This is a genomic window from Paenibacillus herberti, assembly GCF_002233675.1.
GTDB classification, from domain to species: Bacteria; Bacillota; Bacilli; order Paenibacillales; family Paenibacillaceae; genus Paenibacillus_O; species Paenibacillus_O herberti.
The window spans coordinates 2592546-2617446 of the sequence record NZ_NMUQ01000001.1; the positions used below are offsets into that span (position 1 = coordinate 2592546).

Genomic DNA, 24901 nt, shown 5'->3' on the forward strand with positions numbered 1-24901 from the left:
CTTTTAGTCATTCAATTACCCTGCGCCGACAAACGAATCACTGTCAATTCCGGCTTGGTGAACAAACGCAGCGGCATTCGGGTCGTTCCGATGCCCCGGTTGACATATAGCGTCATCGGGCGGTACTTGCCCGGAAGCTCATACTGGCCTGCCACATATTTTTCAGCCAACGAGGTTGTAACAAGCGGGTCCAGAAACGGAATTCGCACCTGTCCGCCGTGGCTATGTCCCGAAAGCTGAAGATCAATCGGATATTCGCTGAACCGATCCGCAGGATCGGGCTCATGTGCCAATAGGAGATTGAAGTCATCCTTACGGAGCTGTTCCAGCGTAGTCTCCGGTTTGGGCTTGCCAAGCAGAAAGTCGTCCAGTCCAGCCAATACCAGCCTGTCGCCATCAGCGGTGACAATGGGATAAACCTCGTTCACAAGCACCTTAAAACCCGCTTCTTCCATATATCGCTCGTATCTCCCGCTTCCGCCCCCGCCCCGATCATGGTTTCCATACACGGCAAACTTACCGAGCGGAGCTTGAATGGCGACCAGCGCCTTTTGAGCCTGCTTACGATTATTCAATCCGTATTGGGTGTAATGGTCAATTAAATCGCCGGTAAACACCACGAGATCGGGCTTTAGGGAATTAATGCGTTCAGCCAGCTTGCCAAGCTGTTTCGCCGTAAAGGATTCGCCTAGTTGCGTATCCGAAAACTGAACGATCCGAATTCCATTCAGAGAATCGCCCAGCTGTTTGCTGGTTACTTCAATCTCCGTCACGGATAAGGATTTAGGCTCGATTTTCCAAGCGTAAAAGCCGGTGCCAACCAGGAGGAACAGAGTCAGAGCAAAGATAAAAGCGATTTTCCGGCCCATTATTTGGCTAAATCATCCGATATGGCGTTCCAGATCGGGTTGTCTGCATCCTTCGGGTTGCGCTCGGGCAGCTCGCCCTTTTCAATCGCTTCCCAATACTTCCAATTCGGACTTTTTGTTCCCATCTCATAATCCATGCCATCCCATGTATCTTCGCGGAAAGCATAGAACGACCAGTGCCAGCCCTTCTCGTTGAAAATGGAGATCAGATCGGCCATGTACTGATCGGCTCCTTTCACCATCCGATTGATTCCGAATTCCGAGGCGATAATCTGGCTTGTCGGAATATTGTTCTCTTTTGCCCATTGCTCGACCGGCTCCAGGAACTTCTCCAGCGCCTCGCGGTTAAAGTTCATTTCCTTCTCTGATCCGCCGACTTTGACCGTCCCAGGGTAGGAGTAGGTGAACCCCTTATTCTTGTTCTGGCTAGTCATTTCATACGGCTCGTACATATGGAAGGCATACAGCATATTAGGATCGTCGATTGGCTTCAAATATTTAAACGCCCAAGGAGTAGCGTAGAGACCGGAATCCAGCATAATCGGCGTTTCCTTGTCTACGGTGCGCACTGCTTTGACGATTTCGCTGTACAGCAAATTCAGATCGGCCGCTGTGTTCTCTTGTTTGGCATACCATGCCTCGTAATCCTCCACCCAGAAATCATCAAAGCCTGTCGCCGTTTCCGGATGCGGCTCGTTGATGAGATTGTATCCGACAATCGCAGGATGATCCTTCAGCCGTTCGGCAAGATCCTTCCAAAACTGTGCCGCCTGTTTATGATACTCCAGGCTCTTCCACATCCGGTCGTCGTTTTTCCTGCCGTTGAACTGTCTCCACTGATTGCCGGGCAGGCTAAGCACCGTGAGCACCACCTTCGTGCCGCTCGCTTCTGCCGCATCCAGATCCGCCTTCAACTTCTGGAAATCCTCCTCGACAAGCCCTTCGTACTTATCCGAGCTGCCAATCAAAAAATCGACATCCGGCGTTTTGTCCGGCTTGTCTTCGAATAAAAACTCCCTTTCCTTGCTCCATTTGTCCGGCGCGACCCGAATGAATTCGAGTCCCTGCTCTTTGGCTGCGGCATAGTTGCCGGGCAGCGATGTTGAATTCATAAAGTTGGCGCCTTTGCGCTGCTCGTTCCAAAAAGCCATTTTCTCCGAAACGGTCTCTTTATCGGCGCTTTGCTCCACAGGAGCTTTCGTCTCCGCCGGATTCGGCACGCTGCCGGAATTGATTCCGGCTCCGTTGTTTGTGCCGCAGCCCGCTGCGATAGCCAGGAGGGACAACGCCAGCACACTGTTTTTGGCTAAGGCCCATCCGGTTTTTTTAGTCGTAAATAACATAATTGAATCACCTCGGATATGATCTTACCCCTCCATTGTTACGCCAGTTTGACAAAAAAGGCATGAAGGAAAAAATAGCCGCCATGCCTCTTCTCATCCCCTATCGTACGGCAGAGAAAAATCAAACCGGATCTCCCCGTCCTCCACCTGCACTCCATGCGGAGCGCCGTGTTTTTCCAGAATCGTTTTGACGATGGAAAGCCCCAGTCCCGTGCCGCTTAGCGCTCTGTTGCGGGAGCTTTCCAACACGTAATAAGGCTGCCAGAGCAAGCCAGGATCTTGACCGTTCCAGCTTCCGAGAGCATTGCGAATAGTAAAATAAAGGCGCTCGCCTTCATCGACTAGCTCGATGCGCACATCAGGTCCTGCCGAGTATTTAAGCGTGTTGCTAATAAAATTGTCGAGCACAACGGCGATTTTGTCTCGGTCCCCCATCACTGTCGGATGAGAAATGGGCTGGGCCTCTACGTTAAATCGAATTCCGGCTTGCTCAGCGGCAGCTCGATAAGGTTCCAGCGCCTCATCCAGCAGCTCCCGGAACGAAAACGCCGTGATCCGGTACGGCTCATGCTGCAGCTTGGCCAGCAGAAGCAGCCGGTCGACGAGCCCGGACATCTCATCCGCTTTCCGGTCGATTACATCCAGATAAGTGCCGTCGTCAAGCCCGTCCCGAATGCCGGAGGCATAAGCCTTGATGAGCGCAATCGGAGTTTTGAACTCATGCGAAATATCCGAAATAAATCCCTGCAGCCGGATATTCCGCTCCTCCAGCGCACCGTGGGCCTCCTTCAGCTTATCGCTCATCCCGTTGATGCTGTCCGCCAACAACTCAATTTCATCCCCTGTACGAACGTCGGTTTTCTGAAAATCAAGCCGGGCAATGCTTTCGGCGCTGCGAGACAGCTTCTCCAACGGGCGAACGATTCCTCTGGCTATGAGCCATGCCAATCCAAGAGCGCATAACATTCCTCCAGCGGCAATCCAGGCGTTGAAGCTGTTGACGGCATGCAGAGATTGACTTGAATGCGCTACGGGTGAGCCAATGACGACAATCCGGTCATCCGTCCGCAGAAAGGTAACGAGAAAGCTCGTGTTCAGCTTAGTTTGGCTATAAAGCCTATACACCGGTTTGTTTTGCAGCAGTTGGTCCAGCCCTTCTTCCGCCAGCCAAAACCTGGATAACGATACGCCATCCGCATTAAGCAACCGCAGCAGCCGATCGTTCAGCTCGTCCAGATTCGTCTGAAGCTCCGCGCTGACAATGGTCGCGCCATATTGCCGCTCCAGCTCCTGCTCCTGCCGCTTCAATTCGGTTGGGCCGCTATGAGTAACAATGTCAGCTAGCTCCGCCAGAGCCGTTTTTTTCTCATACAGCAAATACTTTGGCAAAAAGTACGTATTGATCAGTGCGGAAACAATAAATACAACGGCCAGCATGGCTGCCATTCGCCAAAACAGCTTTCGCCCCAGCCTACTCATCCGGCATGCCCAAGCTGTATCCGCTGCCCCGATGCGTTTTGATGAGGCTTTCCCCCACCTTTTCCCTCAGCCTGCGAATGTGGGTGTCAACCGTCCTTTCCTCTCCCAAATAATCGTACCCCCACACCTGATCGAGCAGCGCCTTGCGGCTGAGAATTTGTCCCTTATGCTCAATCAGGCATTTCAGGATTTGGAACTCCTTTGTTGTGGCCTCCAAATCCGCGCCTTCCCTGTAGATTTTGCCGCCTCTCAAGTCGACCCGCAAGCTTCCCAGCGTTACGGCGTCCTCCAGATGCAGCAGTTTTTTGGCGCGCAAAATAAGAATCCGCGGCTCAAACGGCTTGCGCACGTAATCATCCGCACCGCTCTCAAGCGCTTTGAGCTCGTCGTCCTGGGCGCTTTTGGCTGTCAAAAGAATGACCTTGGCATATTGCTGCCTTTTCAGCTCCCGGCATACCTCAATTCCGCTTCGCTGCGGCATCATCCAGTCCAATATGGCCAGATCGATTTTATGCTCCTCGCTCAGCTCCAGCGCCTCTTGCCCGTTTCGGGCAGGAAGAACGCGAAAGCCTTCCTTGCGAAAATAAGCGGACACGATGCCCAGCATGTCGGGATCGTCGTCCGCAATGAGAACGTTCATGTTCAGCTTCCTCCAATATATTCTTGCGTTAAGGTTAGAATGCGCATTCTTTTAGGACGATAATCGAGGGAAATGAGTTTTAAAACTTAAAAGTCCGGCCCGCTGTTTATCAGCGAACCGGACTCCGTCGAACTATAGTGAACAATTAATTTGAGAGCAGCTTAACTCTGCACTTGAAGAACAGGCCAAGAAATCAAAATCGATGCATCTTGATGGGCCTGCAAGGAAAGCAAACGCGTATTAGCTTTGTCAGGAACGATGGAGATGGATGCTCCGGAGGCCTGAATCTCACCGATCCCGAATAAGCTGGATACGCGGATCTGTTGATCGATATCCGAACGTAACACGGCATGAATGGTCCGGTTGGATATATCCCATCTCAACGTAGCAATTGTTGTTCGATTTCTTGCTCGAAGCCCTTTGATTTCTCCTTTGGCAAATGCAGCCGGAAGCGCAGGCAAAAACACGATAGAATTAGCGTCGGAATAAGCCAACGCTTCCATAAGGACTGCTGGAATCGTAATGGGTCCGTCCGTACAGTAGACAGAGGAAAAGTGATCATTATGCGACATCATTAAGCTGCTGAAAATATAACTTTCCGTGAACAACGGCAGCAGCGATTCATAAACGCCTTCTCCCCGATGAACCCGCGCTTCGACAAGGCCTTTATGCACAAGTCCATGTACGGCGCTTTCGTCTCCATTTTGAATTCGGTTGTCCAACGCTTGAATAATGCCCCGTTTGAGCTCTGCATCATCCGTGCTATTCGATTCCAATGACGGCCATGCAGGATACAAATGGCTAATGTGACGGTGGTAGTTGTTATCCTCAATCCCTTCCATCGCCCATTCCTGGATGGATTCGTCCGTGTTGTACCGATAGTGGGGCAATCGATCCAATAAGCGCTGCCACTTTGACACATCGCTGGCCGGATCAACCGTTTTAGAAACTTCGATCAACATCAGCAGCGCATCCCTCGCAGACGCGATATCCATCGTTGAATTTGGCTGAAGAGTTGAGTTTCTGTTCGCAGGACGATTTTCAGGCGAATATGTCGGAACAAAGATGTATTTTCCTTGGTCGTCTACGTAGTCTTCGGTCAAGAACCCTTCATAGAAGTTGCCAAGTTTAGTCAGCGTGCGATAAAGAATATCCAAAATCGGTTCCTTCTCGCCTTTGCCGTTTGGAACGGCCTGATTGCCAAAGGTTAAGTAATACTCATAAAAAGGAAGCAGGAGCCAGCTCGCGCCGGAGATCCAATACTGACCCGGAAAACCATCCGTTATAGAAAAATGCGTTAATGGATCGCCGTCGCCATCCGTCCTAGGCGGCGCAAGAATCGCATTGGGAATGCCTAAAATACGTTCCGCATTTAATTCCCAGTCATCCATATTGCGCATAATCAAATTGATATAACTCTCCATCGCCTCCGGCGTATTGCCAATGTTACCTCCAGCAATCTGCAGGTTTACGTTAGCGTCCGTCGTAAAGTCTCCGCTCCACTCCGGCATGAATTCTCCGGTCCAAAGCCCCATCAGTCGAGGAGGATTGTAACCGCTCGATGAGATGTAGGCGTAGCGTCCGGAATCGAACATTTTTTCAACCAAAGTCTGGTTCAGCTCTTTGTTGTTCTCATTTTGCAGAGCTATAAGCTGCTCGCTTGTGAGGCTGCGTTCATTCGGACCGCTTTCCAAATGTAGAGAGACGCGGTTCATCATCTCCCCATGTATGGCGGCGTGAGAGGAGAGCATTGCCGTATAGTCAAAAGAACCGTTGGTTGTGTATTTGCTAACAACTGCATTAAGCTCCTCAAGCAGCTGGTTCACGATAGCGGGGTCCGTTAATTCAAAATTGTCTTCCAGACGATCCAAAACCGTCAACATAACAAGCTGTGTCGCCCCCGTTATGGTAACGATTCCATCTTTGGCTAGCTTGCTTCCGTCCGTCAAGATTTTAGTCACGCCTGCATAACCGCCGTTTTTGAGCGGCGAATTGGGATAGGACGTGTATTTTCCTTTAAGCGCCAAATAATCTCCATCCAAGGCAACTGCTTTTTTAACCATGATTTTTGATTTCGCAAAATTGGGCATAGATTCCACATCGATCCCAATGGAAGCATCAAAAGAAGCGGTGCCGGTTGGCTTCTCCATAAAAGTTACGATGACATTATCGGTTCTGGAGACAAAGGTTTTTCGAATCCAAGTTCCTTGATCATCCTGCCATTCCACGCCAATTTCGCCTGTCTCAAAATTAGTCCATCGGTCATACTGCGTCATGGAGCCGCTTGAAGTTACATCCAGCCTTGCCTTATAACCGGGGTGAAAGGAATACGTGTGCACGATATCCCAATCTGCTTCTTCGTTACCCGTATGCTGCCGCAGCCATGCCGAAGCTGCAGCGGAGGATTTTAATGCGGCTAACTTGCCTTCTCCGGACAAGGTTAAATCACGGACCTCTTTAAGGATAGCGCTTACATCAGGAGCCTGCCGAACGCCATCGTTAGGAACGTTAAATTTCGTGTTCTGATAAATATAGGTGTCCTTTAAGGCATCGCCATAAACAATAACGCCGAGCAGACCATTACCGCTAACCATGCCGTCCTTCCATTGAGTCGCAGGAGAATTTGAATGTATACCGCGTGTTTCCAATGGAACACCTCCCTTTGTAATTTGTCTCATCTATACCATAACAGCAATTTTAGGATAATTAAGAGTCATATTCTTGCATTATTATACTTTATTTTGATATAAGCCAATCCGGAGAGCGACGGCTGATTCCCGAGCTTTACTTAGGCTGAGCAGGATAAAGCCGTTTTTGACTGCGCTGCTCGATAAGCAAAAGAATCATCCCCTGCTGGATCCTTCTCGTATACGGCGTTGCAAGAGTGGGATGAGCGAGATTGTACATCTCAAGCGGGTCTTCTGTTAAATTGTAAAGCTCATATTCATCAGGCACCGGCTGAGTTTTCGTTAACGTTTCCCATTGCCCTAAAGCCGGATCTCCAATGGGCTGTGAGATGTTATCCATTACCCCCGGCTGGCTCCAAAAGTCGACGTTGTCGAAGTAACGGGACAATTTCCAGATTTCTTGTTTGTTATTACGATATAGCGGGGCTATCACAGTCTCGACATGGTTTGGTTGGACAACAGACGAGTAATGTCTTCCCAATACGTTTGTTTGATTTTGACCGCGGGTTACATCGTCATCCGTCATGAAATAAATCGGCGTTTCCATCACTAAGGTTTGATTCGTCTCAACAATCAGCGGGCTAAGGTCACGGCCGACAAAGGGTCGGACTTCACTGAAGCTATTTTGCAAACTGCTCTGTAATTCAGAGATTTCAATATTCGCCAGTCCAAGCATCGTAGGCAAAAGGTCTACATGACTGGTGAGCGATTGAAGGCTCCTTGGTTGCGGAAATAGAAGTTTATTATGAATTAAAAAAGGAACATGCGTGGATTCCTCATAAGCACAGTACCACTTTTGATGAAGATCGCCATGAGCCCCAAGCAGATCTCCATGATCCCCAAGCAGATCTCCATGATCTGATGTAAAAATAATAATTGTATTTTCATAGAAGGAAGACCGGATAAGAGCATCAAGCACCTTCATCATTTGATGATCAGCATTTTTTTGCAATTGGTAATAGAGCTGGCGGTAAAACGATTGATCGGTAATAGGCTGAAAAGCTACTGGGTAGGTGTCCCGATAACTCGCTTGGCAGCGCGGTTTGGTCATTAATGTTTCATATCGAGTTGGAGGAGGTTCAACGGCAGGCATTGGGTCTACTTCGAATTTAAAAGTAGGAAGTCGCGCGCTAAGATCTCCATAAAGTGCAATATCATGCGGGTTAACAAAGGAAGACACAATGAGCCAAGGCTGATTATCCCTTTGTTGGCTTTGGCTGTGCCTGTCATCCAGAGACTTAATGAGTTCAATGGTTTCCGCTGCGTATACCTCGTCTCTGCCGCTTAACCCGAAAGCAGCGGAAGAAGCTGAATTGCGCGGGTTATTGCCAATGGGATCGGGACCAATCCATTCCGAAAAACCGTAATCATTCAAGCGATTAGCCTTGAAATATAATTGTTCCCGTGTAGGGTCAGGAACACCTGTTAACGAATTGTAGCTTGGGATGCTGTCATGCGTTGCTGGCGTAATGATATCCTCATTTGAAATATGCCACTTGCCCTTGTAATAGGTCTGATAACCGGCAGCGCGAAAATAATGCCCCATCGTAGGCACTGTATTCCGATTCAGCCAAAACATATCGGAGTCAAAGGATTCTTTGGCGACTCCAACGGTTTGGCTGACGCCATGAAGAGATGGATATTGGCCGGTAAACAAAGTAGACCGGCTCGGACAACATCCCGTGCTGCCGATATAATGTCTGTGGAATTGCAGACTATGCGTTTTCAAAAACTCTTGAGCGAGAAAATTCTGTTTGCGCCATGCTTGAATTTCTTGGCTTTCATATATCGGAGGATACCTTTCCTCATCCACTAAAATGACAAGGAAGTTAGGCTTCTTCGCAAATTTCTGTGGTGTTCGTTGAGTATTCATAATGGTGGAATCACCCTTGGGTTTTTAAGCTAGTTTATGTGGATTAATTTTTGAAAAGCACATGATGTCTAGTGGCAAATTATAAGGCCATCGAATTTCAAAGCATTAATGAGATAAAAGAATATCTCTATACATGAAAACACCTTGAAAGCGTTCTGCATCTTGGATTATTTATTTACATTGCATCTTATTTTGGGAGGACGACGGCATGGACAAGAATACTGTTCATAGAACGAAAATGATAGGCGGTAGTGAAATTGGTGCCATCTCGGTCGACATGGATAAGCGCAGTATTCATGAAACAAACAGCTTATTTTGGGATACAAAAGGAACCGATATTTTAGGAGCAACCGCACTTCCGTTCTATGGAGCATTTGTCTCCGAAGAAAAGTGCCAGCTTTTTGGCGATGTCTCGGGAAAAACGATACTAGAAATAGGATGCGGCAGCGGTCAATCTTTGCAATATCTTGGGCAACGCAATGCATCTGAACTATGGGGCATGGATTTATCGGAAAGCCAAATCGAAAAGACAAAACAGCTTTTGACCGCACATGGTCTTTCAGCTGCATTAGTTTGTTCTCCAATGGAAGAGGAATGTGGCATACCGGAAAATTATTTTGACTTTGTTTATTCCATTTATGCCATAGGCTGGACGACCGACCTGGAGGGAACTTTCCGCCGGATTGCTTCTTACCTGAAAAAAGACGGGGTATTTATTTTCAGTTGGTCTCACCCGATACACAAATGTGTTGGTACAGAAAAAGATCGGCTTGTTTTTAAAAAATGCTATTTTGATGAATCTTGGTACTCGGTAACTCTTGGCGAAAGTACGCTATCGTTATCGGATCGTAAACTATCGACCTTTGTGAATGCACTGGCAAAAGCGAGATTTTTAATCGAGCAAATGATTGAAGAATCTGATGATGAGATTATGCAGTCAATCAACGACGATTTTGCGAAAAAAGCAAAGATGCTTCCTGTAACCCTTGTGATTAAGGCAAGAAAACTATAGAAAAATGCCTTCCCTGAGCGGCGCAAAAAAACGAAAGCTGTTCGCCAAGTTATCGAAAGCATTGAGAAGAGGTGGAGCAACACTCGTTGCACGAATGTTCTCGGTGAGTCGAAATACGATTACCAACTTCCTAACCTGTTGACAAACATTCGGGCCATCGTAGACAGCTAGAGCCAGACCGATCCCAGCTTCAAAACCGAGAAGCTGTATGCGCGGTTGACGGTAAAGGAAATTCGCACGCATTGTTCCCACCTTATTTTTTCAGATAAGAACATAAGTTTCGAACTCTAGAATACAGTTATCCTTATGCAGCAAGAATCATTTGTCGCTCCTCATTCTAAAAAGATCGGAGAGATAATTGTGAAAAACTCAGAGCTTTTAGAAGAGTTCAAGTTCTTTAAAGAAAAAGACGGGAAGGTTCAGGATTTCCCTTACCACAACATGTAATGCCCGATGCTGGTTTTGTCATAATGAAGGTTCTGCTTCCCCAATTGAAGTCGAAGAAGATAACTCTCTGAAACATAAAAAGCATATATGCTCAACTGAAGAATATATTATGCTTGTTAAAGGACTAATACGTTTAGGTATTAGCAGATTATACTTTACAGGTGGTGAGCCCTTAATTTCTCCAAAACTTGAGCCGATTTTAAACACAATCCCCTATCATAGCGCAGAAGAGTTTAAAGTAGTTCTAGCTACTAATGGCGTCCTCTTGAATAAAAAAATTAATTCTCTAAAACAAAAAGTCATTGATAAAGTGAAAATTTCATTACATGCCTTTAGCAATGATACCATGTGGAAAATCGAAAGACTAAAATGTATTGATGAAGTAAAGGAAAGTATCCGAAAAGCACATACCTTATTTCCAGAGGTAGAAATAAACACTTTACTCATGCCCGAAAATCAACATGAAATATTGGACATTATTAACTTCGCACGTGAAATTCAAATAGATATTGAAATATTGGAATTAGTTTGGACGGATTACAATAGACCCACATATACCGACAAACGGCTAAGCACAAATGATTTAGCCTCTGAGCTTATTAAGCAGGGAGGCATAGAAAAGGTAAATAGCTCTGGAATCGGTGTGAATTTGAGAGTCATTGATTTTGAAAATACTTCCGTTAAACTCATGGATAATGCCCTTGGTAGTTCATATGTTGGGACTTGTCAATCCTGCCCGTTACGTTCAGCTTGCGTTGAAGGTTTTTGGTCCATTTGCGTAGATCCTGAGGGTTTTGCCCAGCCTTGCTTGTTAAGAAATGATCTAAGAATTGATTTAAAACCATATCTTCAAAACGAAGGCGACCTTGAAAACTTCATTCCTTTATGGGTCGGAGCATTTATGAAAGGCGAACCAATGCCCGGCACGCTTTTGAAGGAGCGTGTTTAAGTGGAATTGAAGTATGGTTTAAGCCGTAATATCTTTTGTATGATCATAATAAGTCTTGTTGCTAATATGAGTGGGAGCATGATACTCCCGCTTTTTGCAATTTATATCGAAAAATACGGTATCTCTGCTTTTGGCATGAGCATCCTGTTTGCGTTATTTTATTTGGGGAGGTTCCTTGGCGGAGGGATCATCGGTAAACTTTATGAAAAAATCGGGGCAAAACAATTAGGCATTGGACTTCTTTGCGCTGAAATCATATGTATGTTAACTTTTCCATTGGCAAATGACTTTTGGCTGCTGGCCGTTTTAAGGCTGATTCAGGGATTGGCAGCTATTGGTTTAAGCGTGTTTGTTCGGATTACGATTAATCAATTAAGCAGTGATAATAATCGCGGCAAATTAAACGGATATATAAGCAGCAGCGAAGGTGCCGGAATGATTTTGGGGCCGGTTCTAAGCGGCGTTATCATCCTCTATTTTTCGATATCAATGCCTTTTTTTATCGTTGCAGGGTTGGCTATTTTATCTCTTATCGCCGTTTCAAACATAAGCTTTCCTAAATCAAACCATCCATTATTCAATACCATGAAGACAGCACCCGCTAAAAAGAACTTGAACCGTCAACTTCTTTTATACTCAAGTGTTCACTTTATTGAAATGAGTGCATATGCGATCTTTTTAACCTACTTTTCGCTTTATGCTAAATATCGTTTAGGATGGGACACCTTTGAAATCAGTCTTGCATTTACAATTGTAGGGTTATCCACATTTTTATCAGCTCCTTTTATTGGGAAATTATCGGATATACTAAAAGATCGCCTCCTGTTTTGTATTTTAGGTCTATTTTTAATTATGATCGAAATTGTCTTTTTTCTCTTTTTTACTGAAAAATGGGTCATTTATGTAGGCATGTTTATCGGCGGAATCGGGGGAGCAAGCTATCTTGATTCGTTTTTCTCCCATATAGGAGACGTTATTCCAAATGAAACTCGGAGTTCCTTTTTAGGAAATCTGGTATCTTTATCTGAATTAGGCGCTATAATTTCTCCGCTTATAGCTGGTATTTTAATTGAAAAGATTAATATTACTGCCCCATTTTACTACAATATTATTTTGGTTATAGTCGCTATAATCATTCAAGCCATCGTGCGATTCAAATTAAGAAATCAAAGGCATAACCACTATAACATCAGGATGTGATCACCGACTATGAATCGCTTTTCACTTCACTGTGCAGTAAATCTGATACTGCTCCAGGGTAAAAAAGTACTTCTTTTGCAAAGAAAACAAACAGGTTTTTCTGACGGTTTGTTCGGCGTGGCGGGTGGTCACGTTGAAGGAAAAGAACCAGCTAAATCAGCGTTAATTCGTGAGGTTCAAGAGGAAATCAATATTCAATTAGCACCTAAACAATTAGACTTGGTTGTTTCAGTTCACCGCAAACTCGAACACTCTGAATACATCGACCTGTTTTTCACCAGCGATTCATGGAGTGGAGATTTGCGAAATAATGAACCGCATAAACACAACTGTTATGCTTGGTATCCGATAAATGATTTACCAAGAGAAACAATGCCTCTCGTTCAGGATGCCATTCAGAGTTATTTAAAGGGTATCAATTACTTCGAAATGGGCTGGGATTTCTAGATCTTTCGTCGTCTTGACGACAATTAACAAAGGATGCAGTCAAATAAGCAGCTGCATCCTTTGTTTTATAAAGAGTCTTTAATAACCCGCTTATAATAAGCGACGGACAGAACGCCGAAGGTCGAATAAAGCGCCGTGTACAAAGCCATAACGATCAGCATAGGCCACAGCATTTCCGTACCGAAGAAAAACCAACCGGATTTAACCGCAAAATAACTGTGCGACAGCCCGACTATGAGCGGAATGCCAAAGTTGAACAGCTGTTTGAAGCGGATGCCGCGCAGCAGATTGCTCTGTGTAAAACCAAGCTTGCGCAAAATCAAGAAACTGCCGATAAACATCGGCAAATTCAGGGGCATCGCTAAGAAGCTCATTTGATATGCCCGTTAATTTCTCTATACCCGCTCCCTTTATTTAATCTCATTTCTTTTTTGCCGACAACCGCCTTTGCTTGTAGCTGAATCCGGTACGTAGTACGTATTGATTTTTTTGTTTGTGTTTGTATCAATCATTCAATAAGTGGAGGGATACCTGTGCAAGAAGTAGATTACAGTAATTACTTTTGGCAGGATGATGTTATACGATTGCGGGCGATTTCAACCGAGGAAAATATCATGATTTCATTTTGTTCAGTTTAACAAAGGAGGAGTATATGAATCATCTTCATAAAGACTGTCTCCATTCAAAAACAGGCGTTAAGTGAACAGAACACGGCCGTTCGGCAATCCAGGAGCAGCTTGTTTGAGCGGTAGCTGCTCCTTCAGCAGGTAAGGTTATGATTCTCCTAACTCCAACACTGATTCGCTGTTAATGATCGTACCGTTATTTTTCCCTTCGCAAATTTCTTTCATTGAACCAGTTTTGTCAAAGTTGAACACATGTATCGGCAGGTTGTAGTCTCTGGCCAGGATGAAGGCCGACTGATCCATTACTTTTAAGTTATAGTTTAAAACATCGTTATAGTGGAGAGATTTAAATTTCCTTGCATCTTGCACAACCTTCGGGTCCGCATTCAGAACACCTTGTTTTGCAACGAGCAGAGCTTCACAATTAACCTCAATGGCCCTCTGAACAGATGGGTAATCGGTTGTAACGTAGGGCTGCCCATTTCCGCCTGCAAATATCACAATGTACCCCTGCTCCAGATGGTGAATGGCCCTTAAGCGGATGTATGGCTCAGCAACCGATGTAATTGGTATTGCGGTCATGACACGGACTTCTTTGTTTGTCTTGGCTTTAAGGACTCCGCGAAGCATCAAGCTGTTAATGACGGTTGCGAGCGTCCCGATGTTGTCCGCTTCTGCTCTTTCTATTCCCCAGCTTTCAGCCATATTACCTCGGAAAATATTCCCACCGCCAATGACCAGTGATACTTCAATACCTAAGTTAACGACGGACATAATTTCATTGGCAATATAGTTCAATTTTTCGGGCTCAAACCCAAACTCCGCATTCCCGGCAACCGCTCCACCGCTTAGTTTAATCAGTACTCTTTTGTACCTAGTCAACATTTGCACCTCCACGCATAATAAAAAAAACACTAAAGCACGGAGGCTTTAGTGTTTAATGAAGCAAGAATATGAAAATGAAACAGTCGATGGATAGTAGACCGTCTGTTTCCATCTCATATTCCCACTCCTTCCAGAAAATTCTTTTCGATTTATTTTATATGGAGTGGAGATCAAATGCAACTAGTACGCCAATCGAAAACGAGCCTCTGTGATACGGCGAAAATGCCAGATTTGGCCCATTCCCAAGCATGCGGCGAAGTCAAAGCATCGCTGCGTCACGGCCTTGTTTTATTGACTAGTAAAAAAACACTAAAGCACAGGGCTCCAGTGTTTTCATGAGCAAGTGAAATGTGAAATGCACCTCTGATCAAAAAAGTCCATCCATTACAAACCCGCAAGCACCTGATACCAGACGCCTCGCTTCGAGTAGAGCGTCTTTTTGACCTCTTTCCAACCTCCGAGGTAGTTGATGTCGAACAGCCCTGGCGGCGTTGTGTAGTTGCCTTTGACCTTCTCAGCTGCTTCCGGCTGAACTGGACGGAAGCCGTTGTCGGCCAAATAAAGCTGGGTCTCCTCGCTGCGCAGGAACTCCAGAAAAGCCTCGGCCACCTCGCGAGTACCGTGTTTATCGACGTTGCGGTCCACGACTGCAGCGGGATTCTCGATCAGAATCGTGTCCTGCGGGATGACGATATCATAAGGAACACCGCTGTTGATGCGCGCGATCAGCTCATTCTCATACGTGACGATTGCGTCGCCAACACCGTACTCAAACGCCGCCATCGAAGCGCGCCCGCTCTTGTCGAGCGACTCGATATTGGCATGGACGCGCTCGAGATAGGCTTTGGCATAGGCAGGGTCTTTACTGCCGGATTGCCGCTCCGATTCCTTGAGTCCAGCGCCATAAATCGCATTAATGTCCCACTGCGCGCCGCCGCTCGTCTGCGGATTCGGATAAAGCACCTTTACGCCAGGTTTCATTAAATCCTCCCAGCCTGAGATGCCGAGCGGATTACCTTTGCGCGTCCCAATGACGGCGATTGATGTCGTAATATTACCCTTGTAAGGACCTTCGGTCCAATCATGCGTAATCAATCCTGCATCACGGATACGGGTTAGATCACCTTCCATCGCCAGCACCGCCACATCTGCCTCGAAGCCGCCGATAATGGAACGAGCTTGCGTGCCGGACGCCTCATAGGATTCCTGAAATACGACTGTTTGGCCGGTTTTGTCCTTCCATTCCTGCTGAAACTTCGGTAGCAGCTCCGCAAATACATCCTTTACGACGGAGTAAGCTCCGATAACAAGCGTTACATCCCCCGCCGCTGGTGCATTCACATCAAGCGGCTCCGAGCCGCTGCCGCTCGTGCAGCCGCTCAACAGCGCCAGCACGAGCAGCATGCTCCAGCTCAACCCGGCCATCCTTCGCAGGGCAGGCTTGCGGTTGTTCTTTCTTTTCATCGCATTCACCCTCAGATGATGACTGGCATGGGATCAACTTTAAGCTTGTTCTCCATGATCCAGCTGTTGGAGTCATTAAACAGATAGGCACGATGGATAAGAATATCCACAGGGTCACCCGGCTTTAGCACTTCCTTCTCCAGCGAGCGATAGGTAATCAGGCGGATATCACCGATTTCCAACTCGACCATCCATTCACTGCCGCGAAAATGGATATGGCGGACCAGCCCTCTCATAGCAGCGGAAGCCAGCGTAATCTCGCCAGGTTTGCCGATCTCGATATATTCCGGACGAATCAGCCCTTTTGTGCCACTCCAGGCTGCCGCTTCCTCAAAACCTGTGAGTGAAGAGATGTTGGCAACCGTCGTTGATTCACCGATAAACTCCGCCACGAACTGAGTTTGCGGATTTTTGTAAATATCCCAAGGTGTACCCTTCTGCTCCAGCCGGCCCTTGCTAATGATCATGATTTCGTCCGCTACCTCAATTGCCTCTTCCTGATCATGTGTGACAAAAATGGAGGTGATACCAACGCGCTCGATCATCTCCTTGAGCCAAGTGCGCAGCTCCGAGCGGATCTTCGCATCGATCGCTGCGAACGGCTCATCGAGCAACAGCAACTGCGGCTCCGGCGCCAAGGCGCGAGCGAATGCAACACGCTGGCGCTGGCCGCCGGACAGCTGGGCTGGATAACGATGCTCGAAGCCTTTTAATCCGGTCAGCTCGATCAAGCTTTGCACGCGCTCCTTGATCCCGTCTTTCGGGAGCTTTTTGACCTTAAGGCCAAACGCCACATTCTCAAACACTGTCATATGCTTGAACAGCGCGTAGTTCTGGAACACAAAGCCGATTCCACGCTCCTGCGGAGGCAAGTCATTCACTCTCTGCCCATGGAAAATAATATCGCCAGAGCTTGGCGTCTCAAGCCCAGCCAGCATGCGCAGAATGGACGTTTTGCCCCCGCCGCTCGGGCCGAGCAGGCCTATCAGATGCCCTTTTTGAATGCCAAAGCTTACATCTTGGACCGCCTGAAAATCGCCAAAAGATTTGCTCAAGCCCTTGACCTCGATATGCATGTCAGTGCACTTCCCTTCGCTTTTTGGCCCATTCCATCAAGAGTAGCAGCCCTACTGAAAATGCAGCCAGCACAAGCGCAACACCGCTTGCCGCCAGTACATTGAAATTTTCTACATCCTGATACACCAGCGTTGTTGCCGTCTGGGTCAGGTTCATAATATTGCCGGATACAACGAGCACGGCGCCGAACTCGCCCAGCGTACGGGCGACTGTCAGTACGACTCCATAAATGACGCCCCAGCGGATCGAAGGCCAGGTTACTTTCCAAAACGTGTACCAGGAGTACGAACCAAGCATAGTGGCCGCTTCCTCCTGCTGGCTGCCGATCTCCTGCAGCACTGGCATCACCTCTCGCACCATGAGCGGGAAGGTGACAAAAAGGGTGGCAATAACCATGCCCGGCAGCGCGTACACAATTTTGACGCCTGCCCCCTCCAGCATCGCGCCGATGACCGTGTCCGGTCCAACGAGCAGGACGATCATAAGGCCGCCGATGACCGGCGATACGGCATAGGGCAAGTCGACGATGCTGTTCAGCAGCCCTTTGATACGAGGATGCAGCCAAGGCGCGCGAACCAGATAAATCGATAACATGACGCCAAACACCGTATTAATAACGGTAACAATCACAACGATAATACCTGTCATCATCAACGCGTGTATCGCTTCCGGCCTTGTCAGCGCCTCTACTAAACCTCCGACTCCATCCTGGAGTGCGCCTGAGGCTATTTTGAACAGTGGAATAACGATTAACAGCAAAAACACTGCATAAGTGAGACCAATCCAGAGCCTTCTCATGTCCGCTTCCTCCTGCCCTGGACGATATTGATGCCCCATAGGATTAGGAAGCTGAGTGTCAGCAGCAATACAGATACCGCTGCCGCAGCCTGAGTTTCATCGCTCTCAATCTGGCCGAAAATATAAACCGACGCAACAAGCGTGCGTCCGGGAATATTACCTGCTACCAGGACGACCGCTCCGAACTCGGCAAGCGCCCGGGAAAAAGCCAACATGCCACCACTGATAATTCCCGGCAGCATCGTCGGAAGAATGACCTGGAAAAACGTCCTCGATCGCGAAGCACCCATCGTATAAGCCGCTTCCTCTTCGGAGGCTTCCATCTCCTCTAACAGCGGCTGCACGCCGCGGATGACAAAGGGGAAGGTGACAAACAGCATAGCGATGACGATTGCAGGTTCATGAAAAACAATTTCCAAACCGAACTTTGCTGCAGTCTGACCCGCCCAGCTGTTCGGTCCGAGCAGCAATAGAATCATCAAGCCGCCGACAGCCGTCGGAAGCGCAAACGGCAGATCCACTAAGCTGTTCAGCAACCGCCGTCCCGGAAACTTGTAGCGGACCAACACCCAGCCAATGATCGTGCCTAGTACAACGTTGATTAGCGCGGTTATGACCGCTATCCGGACGGTTAGCAACACCGCTTTCCAAGCGAGAGGGTCAGTAATGCTGTCCCCGAAAGCGCTCCAGCCAAGCGAGAACGACTGAACATAGATGCCGAAGATCGGCAGAATGACAAGAAGAAAGAAATAGAGCAATATTGCCGATCGGAAGCCGAAGCTCCACCAGCTGTTGCGTAGCCTGATGTTCACGTTCTCGTCCATCCTCCTAAGCTCGTGCCCCCGAAGGTACGATTCATTGCTGTTTAATCCCCATAAATCCGAGTGCTCGTAATATTCCTATTAGGTTACTTGGTATTTTACAATAATGTAGCAGAATATGCCTTGTCTAGTCAATGTAAAAGTGTTAGGTGCTACTTGTTAGGTCGACCCGGGTCTGCATTGGATGGCTTTGGTCGGCGGGACAGCGCACGGTGGGGTGATAGCTGTTGGCAGTCAACTACATAGCATTCTGTCTGAGCCGGCGATGGTGGCACCCGCTAATAAAAATGAGCGAACCAGCGGGCCTAATGTTAACGGAACTGAGAACTAAGCTTTACCCACAACATTTCCAGGAAATTGAAAATCATAAAAGGGTGTCCCCTCGCAGACAAAGTCGGTATGATAAGTGAAAAAGAAGATAAGGGCAGGCGGATGAAATGTCGAATACCCGAGCAACTTCCTCTTTACTCACACCGGACTTTGAATTTTTTCGTCGCATGTACATCCATTGCGGACGGACGCTGAACCGATTCATTCAGACCATGAAGACGCTATCCCATAATCCGGGCGCCTCCATTGCAGAGGTCAGTCAGGATGCAGCGGAAGCCAAAGCCATCTCTCGTTTGTTGCAGAATTCAGAGATAAACGAAGAAAATGTGATGAATGCCTATCGGACCGAAACGCTTCGGCAGATGAAGCAAACAGGCGAATATATGTTCCTGTGCGTGCAAGATACGACCGAAATCAAGTTTGGAAATCGGGGAAAGACGCCTGGACTTGGTGCGTATAACCGCGAGCAAACCAAAGGGTTGCTGGTGCATTCCGCACTAGTACTTACGCCATCCGGACTCCCGATGGGCCTCCTCCATCAAAAGATTTGGGCGCGCGAACTGGGGCTCAAAGCTCAGCGGAAAGTCAGTCGTCCCTACGAAGAAAAAGAAAATTACAAGTGGACCGAGACAGCGCAAGCCAGCGTCCAGGGTCTCCCTTCGGACATGCACCTCATTCATGTGGGAGACCGGGAAGCGGATTTCTTTGAGTTCTTGTCTACGTTGCAGGCGGACAACCAATCGTATGTGATTCGTTCCATGCAAAACCGCATCACAGAAGCCGAAGGACGCATGTGGGACGATGTGTGCAAGCAGCCGGTAGCGGGTGAGATTGTCGTATCCATTCCGCGAGATACGCGCCGCGGGGTGCCCACTCGGGAAACGACTCTGGCAATCCGCTTCTTGACCGATACCGTACAGGTACCGGCCCACTTGAAACAAAAGCGCGCCGGGTATTCACCGCTCACCTGTACCATCATTCATGCCGTGGAAACGACACCGCTTGAGGGACAAGCGCCCATCGAATGGTTTTTATTCACCAACCTCCCGATCACGACGGTAGACGAGGCGAGCGAAAAAGTGGCGTGGTACGTCCAACGCTGGAAGATCGAGCGATTCCATTACATTTTGAAGAGCGGTTGCGAAATTGAAAAGATGCAAGCACGTGATGGGGATCGGCTGAAGAAACTCATCTTGTTCTATTCCATTATTGCCGCTCAACTTCTGCATCTGACCTATCTGGCTCGTCAACAGCCAGACGCGCCGTGTACTGAAGTCATGAACGACGAGGAATGGAAGGTGCTTCACCGCATTGCTTATAAGACCAACACGCTCCCCCCAAATCCACCTACGTTGCATGAAAGTGTAATGGCACTGGCCAAACTCGGTGGCTTTTTGGGACGAAAAGGTGACGGCGATCCCGGAGCCAAAGTGCTCTGGCGCGGCATTCGAGCCTTCCAAACTGTCTTCGAAAGCTATCGCTATTTATTGTAATTTATTTCCTGTGCTGTGGGTAAAGCTTAGAACTGAGAAGCGTTAATCACGGTAAATGAGCTCGTTTTCTGAGCTAACGACACTGAGAGAGCTTATTTGATCCTTTTGCCTAAAAAAGTCGATTTCAGCAGGGAATAACGCGTCTCAGTTTCCGTTACAATTTCAATTGTATTCATTCTGGCCACATAGCGCTCCTGAGTTCCGTTAGCCCATCCACGTTCCCTCCTGCGTTCGAAATCCACGCAAAAAAAGGGGCCCCCTCCTTGGGAAAAACGCAAAAAAGCTGTCCCATCGCCATTTTCATGACAATTGGGACAGCCCTTATCCGTCGCTCAAGCACCAGTCGTTCAGCTCAGGCTGAAGCGTTCGAAGTCGAGGTGACATAACGCGATTCGCCGGCCACTATGACCGCCTGGCCTTGCGTAAAATCTGTCATCCACGCCATAAAGCGCTCCCCTTCTGCCGCCAGCGGCAGGCAGGTTAGGGTGACGCGATCAGTGAATTCAACTCCACCGACAAGCACGCCACGGGCATGCAGCTCATTTTCCAGCTTACCGTACCAGGTATAGTCCACCTCAACGATGATCTCCTGATGCAGCATGTTGGTGATGGGACCTGCCGCCTCGATTGCCGCGACTGCCCCATCCGTGTAGGCACGGATGAGGCCGCCTGCGCCGAGCATGATACCGCCGTAGTAGCGGGTCACAACGATCGCGACATTTTTGAGACCCTGATGTTTGATGACCTCCAGGATCGGTTTGCCCGCCGTGCCGCTCGGCTCGCCGTCATCGGATTGCTTCTGGAATTCGTCCCGCTCCCCGACGACATAGGCCGAGCAGTTATGCGTGGCGTGCCAGTGGAGCTTTTTGATCTCCTCGATGAAAGCGACCGCTTCCGCCTCGCTGCTCACCGGCCGCCCGTGGCCGATGAAGCGGGACTTTTTGATGACGATTTCTTTGGAGCCGGGCTCCCCCAGCGTTCGGTAGCTATCTAACATAGGCGTTGGCTTCTCGCCTTACAGGCGGGCTTCCAGCTCCGCTTTCTCCTTCTCGTAACCGGGCTTTCCGAGCAAAGCGAACATGTTTTTCTTGTAGGCTTCTACACCTGGTTGGTCGAACGGATTCACGCCGAGCAGGTAACCGCTGATGCCACAAGCTTTCTCGAAGAAGTATACGAGGTAACCGAAGGTGTACGGCGTCATGTCGGCGATGTTCACAACAAGGTTCGGTACTTGGCCGTCCGTATGGGCCAGCAGCGTTCCTTCGAATGCCTTCTTGTTGACGAAGTCCATCGTTTTACCAGCAAGGAAGTTCAGGCCGTCCAAATCATCGGGATCGCTGCCGATTGTAATCTGCTCCGTAGGCTCACCTACTTGGATAACGGTCTCGAACAGGTTGCGGTTGCCCTCTTGAATAAATTGACCCATGGAATGCAGGTCGGTCGAGAAGTCGACTGCCGCTGGGAAAATACCTTTGTGATCTTTGCCTTCGCTCTCGCCGTACAGCTGCTTCCACCATTCCGATACGAAGTGCAGCGCTGGCTCGTAGTTAACGAGGATTTCCGTTGCTTTGCCTTTGCGGTACAGGGCGTTGCGCGCCGCTGCATATTGATAAGCTTCATTCTCAGCTACGCTCGGGTTGCTGTATTCCTTGGAAGCATCAGCCGCGCCTTGCATCATGGAATCGATGTCGATGCCTGCAGCTGCAATTGGCAGCAGGCCTACAGCCGTCAGGACGGAGTAACGTCCGCCAACATCATCTGGAATGATGAAGGACTCATAACCTTCTTCGGTCGCAAGCGTTTTGAGAGCTCCGCGAGCTTTATCCGTCGTTGCGTAGATGCGGCCTCGTGCTTCTTCTTTACCGTATTTTTTCTCCAGCTGCTCACGGAACACGCGGAAAGCCAGTGCTGGCTCCGTCGTTGTGCCGGATTTGGAGATAACGTTGATGGACCAGTTTTTGCCTTCAAGCGCTTGAAGCAAATGTGTTACATATGTGGAGCTGATGTTATTGCCTGCAAAAAAGATTTGCGGCCCTTTGCGCTCGCCATTCGGCAGCACATTATAGAAGGAATGCGACAGCATCTCGATAGCTGCGCGCGCGCCCAGGTAAGAACCGCCGATACCGATAACAACAAGCGCATCAGAATCGGAACGGATTTTGTCCGCAGATGATTTAATACGAGCGAACTCTTCCTTGTCATAAGCGGTCGGAAGATCGATCCAGCCCAGGTAGTCGGAACCTGCTCCGGTTCCGTTATGAAGTTGCTCGTGGGCAAGACGAATCGGGCCCTCAAGGTTATCGATTTCATTTTGTCCCAGGAAACCAAGCGCTTTGCTGTAGTCGAATTGAATAGTTTTGCTCATGACAAAAATGCCTCCTTCAATATCGGGCGAAACCACCCGTATAAGCTCGTGTCCGGCCATTCGGGCCAGTCCCAGCGCCTTGCAGCATGTCCTAAGAATACTGGATTGATCTAGGGAAAACAAGCAAACGGAGTCCGCTTCATGGAAGTTTCACGTTCACAAGCTGCTGCGAAAAGAGAATGTGATTTATGATAGCCGTTTAGCCGAATAACAACAATACACCCCCTGCTCACCGCATACATCAGCATGCGTTGAGCAGGGGGTGTTTGATTGACAAGAACTTACCCTTTAACCGCTGAGCCTGTAATGCCTTGAATAATGTAGCGCTGGCCGAGCAGGAACACGACAATCATCGGAACGATGCTGGCCGAGGTGGCTGCCATCATCCCGTTGTAATCGACGTTGAACTCAAGGATGAAGTTCTGCATCCCTAGCGGAACCGTGTAGAGCTCCCGGTCAAGCAGGAAAACAAGCGCGTTCTCGTAGTCGTTCCACATCCAGGAGAAGTCGAGAATGGCCAAAGTTGCAATTGCCGGCTTCGCCAGCGGTACCAGCAGCCTGAAGAAGATGCGGAAATGACCGGCTCCATCGATAAACGCCGATTCCGTAATATCATTCGGAATGGACATGAAAAACTGGCGGAGCAGAAACACGCCGAAAATCGAGAACAAACCAGGCAAGATCAAGGCCAAATGCGTGTTATAAATGCCGATTTTGTCAAACAGGATAAACTTCGGAACGAACAGCACTTGCGGCGGAACCATCATCATCGACAGATAGAGCATAAACAGCTGGTTTCTGCCCTTGAACTGGGTGCGTGCAAAGCCGTAAGCGGCGAATGCGGCTAAAAAGGTCGCTCCGATTGTGCAGATGACAGCGATTTTGAGCGAGTTGTAATAATAACGAACAAAGCTGTCCTCGCCCGTCCATACCTTGAGATGATGCTGGAGCGAGGGCGCCTTGGGAATCCAGCTCACCGGATATTGGAATACTTCGCTTGGCGATTTGAACGAAGTGCTGATCATCCAGGCGAACGGCAGAATCATCAACAGGCCGGCCGCGATCATTAATAAGGTCATGGCCAGTTTGCCGACGGATACCCGGCTCTTCGAGCGGGAAGAGCCGGCCGCTGCGGCTGGTGCTAAAGCGGTAGATGAAGGCTTCATGCGGGCTGCTTCCTTTCGAAGTTCAGTAATGTACCCATTTTTTCTGGCCGACCCACTGAATCATAGTAATGATGAAAATAATGGCGAACAGCACCCACGAAATGGCCGACGCATATCCCATTTCGTAATAGCGGAACGCATTTTGATACACATACATAGAAAGAATCGTTGTACTGTTGCCCGGCCCGCCCTGCGTTACGGCCTGGATCATACCGAATGTTTTCATGGAGGAGATAAGGCCGGTAATGAGCAGCAGGAAGGTGGATGGACTGACCAGCGGGAAAATAACGCTGACCACTGTTCTCCAGCGGCTGGCTCCGTCGATGCGCGCCGCCTCCAGCATCTCTTGAGGAACCTCTTGCAGAGCAGCCAAATAAATAATCATGTTGTAGCCCAGCAGGAACCAGATCCAGATAATATCGATGGCGAACATGGATGTGTCGGTTGTAGACAGCCATCCAGGAGGATTTGCGATGCCGATGCTTCGCAGAACGTTGTTAATGATGCCTTGCGAAGGCTGGAATAATAACATCCAAACGAAGGATACAGCGACTCCGCTTGTAATGTAGGGCAGGAAATACATGGTCCGCAGCATGCTTTTCAGATAAACGTTTTGATTGAGCGCCAGTGCGACAAAAAATGCGAGTGCAATGGATATGGGTACTGCGGCGAGGAATATCGCCGTATTTTCAAGCGACTGATAAAAGATAGGGTCCTTGAACAACCGAGTAAGGTTATCCAATCCTGTAAACTTGATGTCGGGAGAGGTGTATTTGTAATTCGTAAACATCATGCCGAGGGAGAACAAGGCAGGAATAATAAAGAACAAAATGACACCGATCATGTTTGGCAAAATGAACAAATACCCGGTCAGCCCCTGCTTTCGGTTCCAGTTCATGCTGAGCTCCTTTCCGGGAAACAGGAGGAGCG

20 protein-coding genes and 1 pseudogene are annotated in these 24901 nt (G+C 48.4%); 5 read left to right on the forward strand and 16 right to left on the reverse strand.

The annotated features are described in order from the left end of the window. Positions 1 to 11: 11 nt before the first annotated feature. From CGZ75_RS11800 to CGZ75_RS11825, 6 genes are all read right to left on the reverse strand, one after another. Positions 12 to 869 (reverse strand): metallophosphoesterase, encoded by an 858-nt coding sequence (locus tag CGZ75_RS11800; RefSeq protein ID WP_089524335.1) that lies wholly within the window; start codon positions 867 to 869, stop codon positions 12 to 14. Beyond that, entirely contained in the window at positions 869 to 2020 is a 1152-nt protein-coding gene (locus CGZ75_RS11805) for a glycoside hydrolase family 5 protein (RefSeq protein WP_245850833.1), read from the reverse strand. Before CGZ75_RS11805 ends, CGZ75_RS11800 begins: the two co-directional genes overlap by 1 nt. A 285-nt stretch (positions 2021 to 2305) precedes the next feature. After that, entirely contained in the window at positions 2306 to 3658 is a 1353-nt protein-coding gene (locus CGZ75_RS11810) for a sensor histidine kinase (RefSeq protein ID WP_176444779.1), read from the reverse strand. A 25-nt stretch (positions 3659 to 3683) separates the two neighbouring features. Beyond that, entirely contained in the window at positions 3684 to 4331 is a 648-nt protein-coding gene (locus CGZ75_RS11815; protein WP_089524338.1) for a response regulator transcription factor, read from the reverse strand. A 161-nt stretch (positions 4332 to 4492) separates the two neighbouring features. Then, positions 4493 to 6979, reverse strand: coding sequence for a glycosyl hydrolase family 95 catalytic domain-containing protein (locus CGZ75_RS11820; RefSeq protein WP_176444780.1), 2487 nt, complete (start codon positions 6977 to 6979; stop codon positions 4493 to 4495). Positions 6980 to 7115: 136 nt separating this feature from the next. After that, entirely contained in the window at positions 7116 to 8891 is a 1776-nt protein-coding gene (locus tag CGZ75_RS11825; RefSeq protein WP_089524340.1) for a sulfatase family protein, read from the reverse strand. A gap of 208 nt (positions 8892 to 9099) precedes the next feature. Here CGZ75_RS11825 and CGZ75_RS11830 point away from each other — a divergent pair, with 208 nt between their 5' ends. The 4 genes from CGZ75_RS11830 (at position 9100) to CGZ75_RS11850 (ending at position 12946) form a co-directional block, all read left to right on the forward strand. After that, positions 9100 to 9903, forward strand: a complete 804-nt coding sequence (locus CGZ75_RS11830) for a class I SAM-dependent methyltransferase (protein WP_089524341.1) — start codon at positions 9100 to 9102, stop codon at positions 9901 to 9903. A 424-nt stretch (positions 9904 to 10327) separates the two neighbouring features. Continuing rightward, complete coding sequence (locus CGZ75_RS11840; protein WP_089524343.1) at positions 10328 to 11299, forward strand: radical SAM protein; 972 nt, start codon at positions 10328 to 10330, stop codon at positions 11297 to 11299. Continuing rightward, on the forward strand, positions 11300 to 12499 hold the full coding sequence (locus CGZ75_RS11845; RefSeq protein WP_245850788.1) for an MFS transporter: 1200 nt from the start codon (positions 11300 to 11302) through the stop codon (positions 12497 to 12499). Between the two features lie 9 nt (positions 12500 to 12508). After that, complete coding sequence (locus tag CGZ75_RS11850) at positions 12509 to 12946, forward strand: NUDIX hydrolase (RefSeq protein ID WP_089524344.1); 438 nt, start codon at positions 12509 to 12511, stop codon at positions 12944 to 12946. Positions 12947 to 13011: 65 nt separating this feature from the next. On the opposite strand, the pseudogene CGZ75_RS11855 reads toward CGZ75_RS11850, so the two are convergent. The 6 genes and pseudogenes from CGZ75_RS11855 to cysT form a co-directional block, all read right to left on the reverse strand. Next, positions 13012 to 13275, reverse strand: a pseudogene (locus CGZ75_RS11855) (bacitracin ABC transporter permease); the annotation flags it as partial. 444 nt (positions 13276 to 13719) lie between these two features. Next, a complete protein-coding gene (gene pyrH, locus CGZ75_RS11860) occupies positions 13720 to 14454 on the reverse strand; it encodes a UMP kinase (protein WP_176444817.1) in 735 nt (244 codons plus the stop codon). Between the two features lie 387 nt (positions 14455 to 14841). Next, positions 14842 to 15921 carry a sulfate ABC transporter substrate-binding protein gene (locus CGZ75_RS11865; RefSeq protein ID WP_089524346.1) on the reverse strand — a complete coding sequence of 360 codons (1080 nt, stop codon included), beginning with the start codon at positions 15919 to 15921 and terminating at the stop codon, positions 14842 to 14844. Positions 15922 to 15932: 11 nt separating this feature from the next. Beyond that, on the reverse strand, positions 15933 to 16997 hold the full coding sequence (locus CGZ75_RS11870) for a sulfate/molybdate ABC transporter ATP-binding protein (protein WP_089524347.1): 1065 nt from the start codon (positions 16995 to 16997) through the stop codon (positions 15933 to 15935). A 1-nt stretch (position 16998) separates the two neighbouring features. Continuing rightward, complete coding sequence (locus tag CGZ75_RS11875) at positions 16999 to 17796, reverse strand: sulfate ABC transporter permease subunit (protein WP_089524348.1); 798 nt, start codon at positions 17794 to 17796, stop codon at positions 16999 to 17001. Then, complete coding sequence (cysT, locus tag CGZ75_RS11880; RefSeq protein ID WP_089524682.1) at positions 17793 to 18608, reverse strand: sulfate ABC transporter permease subunit CysT; 816 nt, start codon at positions 18606 to 18608, stop codon at positions 17793 to 17795. The genes CGZ75_RS11875 and cysT overlap by 4 nt, the downstream gene beginning before the upstream one ends. A gap of 446 nt (positions 18609 to 19054) precedes the next feature. Between cysT and CGZ75_RS11885 the strand changes: the two genes are divergently transcribed. Beyond that, positions 19055 to 20440: an IS4 family transposase gene (locus CGZ75_RS11885; protein ID WP_245850652.1), complete on the forward strand. Its 1386-nt coding sequence runs from the start codon at positions 19055 to 19057 to the stop codon at positions 20438 to 20440. A 352-nt stretch (positions 20441 to 20792) separates the two neighbouring features. Here the strand turns inward: CGZ75_RS11885 and CGZ75_RS11890 are convergent, their stop codons facing one another. The 4 genes from CGZ75_RS11890 to CGZ75_RS11905 all read right to left on the reverse strand — a co-directional run bounded on the left by CGZ75_RS11890 (position 20793) and on the right by CGZ75_RS11905 (position 24869). Further along, the gene (locus CGZ75_RS11890) at positions 20793 to 21437 is read right to left on the reverse strand and encodes a YigZ family protein (RefSeq protein ID WP_089524349.1); all 645 of its coding nucleotides are present in this window, start codon (positions 21435 to 21437) and stop codon (positions 20793 to 20795) included. Between the two features lie 18 nt (positions 21438 to 21455). Then, complete coding sequence (locus CGZ75_RS11895) at positions 21456 to 22805, reverse strand: glucose-6-phosphate isomerase (RefSeq protein WP_089524350.1); 1350 nt, start codon at positions 22803 to 22805, stop codon at positions 21456 to 21458. A gap of 281 nt (positions 22806 to 23086) precedes the next feature. Next, complete coding sequence (locus tag CGZ75_RS11900; protein WP_089524351.1) at positions 23087 to 23971, reverse strand: carbohydrate ABC transporter permease; 885 nt, start codon at positions 23969 to 23971, stop codon at positions 23087 to 23089. Between the two features lie 22 nt (positions 23972 to 23993). After that, positions 23994 to 24869 (reverse strand): carbohydrate ABC transporter permease, encoded by an 876-nt coding sequence (locus tag CGZ75_RS11905; RefSeq protein WP_089524683.1) that lies wholly within the window; start codon positions 24867 to 24869, stop codon positions 23994 to 23996. Positions 24870 to 24901: the final 32 nt, after the last annotated feature.